This is a genomic window from Streptomyces sp. CNT372, assembly GCF_000377145.1.
In genome coordinates this window covers 1-2,239 of the sequence record NZ_KB897810.1, presented here as the reverse complement: position 1 = coordinate 2,239, position 2,239 = coordinate 1, and the positions used below count along the sequence as shown (strand labels likewise).

At 71.4% G+C, this 2,239-nt stretch carries 2 protein-coding genes; both read left to right on the top strand.

Annotated elements, in window-relative coordinates:
• The coding region (locus C593_RS0128425) for a phage/plasmid primase, P4 family (RefSeq protein WP_018850713.1) at positions 1 to 1,106 on the top strand (1,106 nt) is incomplete at its 5' end.
• 640 nt (positions 1,107 to 1,746) lie between these two features.
• The gene (locus C593_RS0128420) at positions 1,747 to 2,136 is read left to right on the top strand and encodes a helix-turn-helix domain-containing protein (protein ID WP_018850712.1); all 390 of its coding nucleotides are present in this window, start codon (positions 1,747 to 1,749) and stop codon (positions 2,134 to 2,136) included.
• The last annotated feature ends 103 nt before the right edge of the window (positions 2,137 to 2,239 follow it).

Here is a 2,239-nt window from a genome sequence, read left to right as displayed (position 1 = left end):
CCCTCCTGCCGCACGACCCGAGCCGGTACCTCACCCGGTATGTGCCCACCCGGTTCGTGCCGAAGGCTCATCACGCCGACCTGGACATGGTCCTGTCCGCCGTCACACCGGAGGTCGGCGCGTGGCTCCAGGTCCGTCTGGGGCAGGGCATCACCGGGCACGTGCCCGACGACGACGTGATGCTCCTCCTCCACGGAGACGGGAAGAACGGGAAGTCGAGCCTGGTCGACGGCCTGGCGCTCGCGCTCGGCGGACGGACCGACAGCGGCGCCATGACCTTCCTGGACGACAGCGTCCTGTCCGGGGACCGGGACGCCAAGGAGGAGCGGATGGCGCTCAAGGGCGCACGCCTCGCCTTCGCTGAGGAGCTGCCGGAAGGCCGGCGCCTGAACGTCGTCCAGCTCAAGAAGGCAGTGGGCACGGCCCTGATGAAGGCCCGGCACCTCTACCAGCGCGAGGTCCAGTGGGAGACCAGTCACTCACTGCTCATCACCACGAACTACCGGCCGACCGTCTCCGAGACCGATCACGGCACATGGCGACGCCTCGCCCTCGTCCCCTTCCCGTACACCTTCGTCCGGGGCGAGCCCACGAACGACTACGAGCGGCAGGGGGACAGCGGGTTGAAGCGGCGCCTGGGCGGCCGGGAGCAGCGGGAGGCCATGCTCGCGTGGCTGATCGAGGGCGCGCGCCGCTGGTACAAGGCGGACCGCACCATGCCCGAGCACCCGGCGGACGTCCGGGAGGCCACCCGACAGTGGCGGGCGGAGTCCGACGTCGTCATGCGCTACTGGGGGGAACGCCTGGTGGCCGACTACGAAGCTCACGTCATGTCCAAGGAGCTGATGGACGACCTGAACCGGTTCCTCGGTGAGATCGGCCAGCAGACATGGAGCCAGAAGACGGCCGCGGACCGGTTCTCCTCGCACGAGGAGACGAAGGGGCACAAGGTCTCTAAGGCGGTTGTCCGACGGGGGCGCGCGGGACTGTCCCGGCCTTCCGGGGACCCGGTCGGCGGCTGGGTCACCGCGCGGCCTGAGCCGCCCGCGCAGTATCACGCGTACCTCGGGGTTCGGTTCGTCGTCGACTCTGACCTGACCCCCTGACCGATCCTCATCCTCGACCCCCGGCGGCATCGTCCGACCGGGGGTCGAGTGCGTTCCGGGACGGGTGGAGCCGGTGGGGTGTGACGGGTGTGACGGCACTCTGGAAACTTTGGTCCCCCTATACGCGAGGGAAAGTTTCCAAGGTGCCGTCACACCCGTCACACCCCCGCGTGACCTGGGGAAATCTAGGGTGCTCGGTTCAGCCCGCCCCCGGCCCCGCCAGTGCTGCTAGGTGTCTTTTCCTGCCGGGGAGGGGCGTCCAGGGCTCCGGGTGGGAGGTCGGCGTAAGCGGCCCTTTTCCGCCGCTTAGCTCCGAGGAACCGCCGCTTAGCTGGGAGGCGGCATCAACTCCTGGGCGATCTGATGGAACCCGGGGGTTCCCACGACTTGCGGCCCCTCGCGTACCGAATGGCGACGCGGGAGCAGGCGGCCCCTGGAGCGATCAGCAGCCGCGCCCCGGACGTCGACCCCGGGAAGACGGCCCGCATCCCCGCATACGGCCGCTCAGCGCCTCTGAGGGCCTATCCGGAGCACACCGCACCGGTACCGATCCGCCGCTCGCCGTCCCCGACGTGCTCTAAGATCCCGCCGCCGCTGGTTCTGGGCCGGGCACACGAGCACGCACCCGTGGAGCCGCCCCATGCCCGCCAGCCTCGCCGTGGACGACGTCGCCGAACTCCTCGGCCTCCACCCCCGCACCGTCCGCCGCCGCGCCGCAGACGGCCGCCTCCCCGCCACCCGGGACGCCCTCGGCTGCTGGTGGTTCGACCCCGAGGTCATCGACGCCCACCGCCAGCAGCAAGAGGCCGACAAGACCGCCCGATCGGCCGCCGCACAGGCCAAGCGCCTGGAGGACGCCGCGGCCGTCCCCGAGTGGCTCACCACCAGCGAGGCCGCCCGCATCCTCCGCGTCGGCGTCCGCACCGTCCGCAAGCACGTCGCTGCCGGCACCCTGCCCGGCCGCGACTTCGGCGGTGTCTGGCGCGTCCACCGCTCCGGCGTCGAACCGCCGGCACCGCCCGCCCCCTGACAGCACGACGGCCCGCCCGAGGAAGCGAGCGGGCCGCCAACGCCACGGCGACCGCCGGGCGCTGAGACCTCCGAGGAGGCACACGTGAACTACCCGATGATGC

Excerpts from the sequence above, each read along its gene's own strand:
- C593_RS0128420 (WP_018850712.1), top strand. The coding sequence starts at position 1,747 with ATGCCCGCCAGCCTCGCCGTGGACGACGTCGCCGAACTCCTCGGCCTC.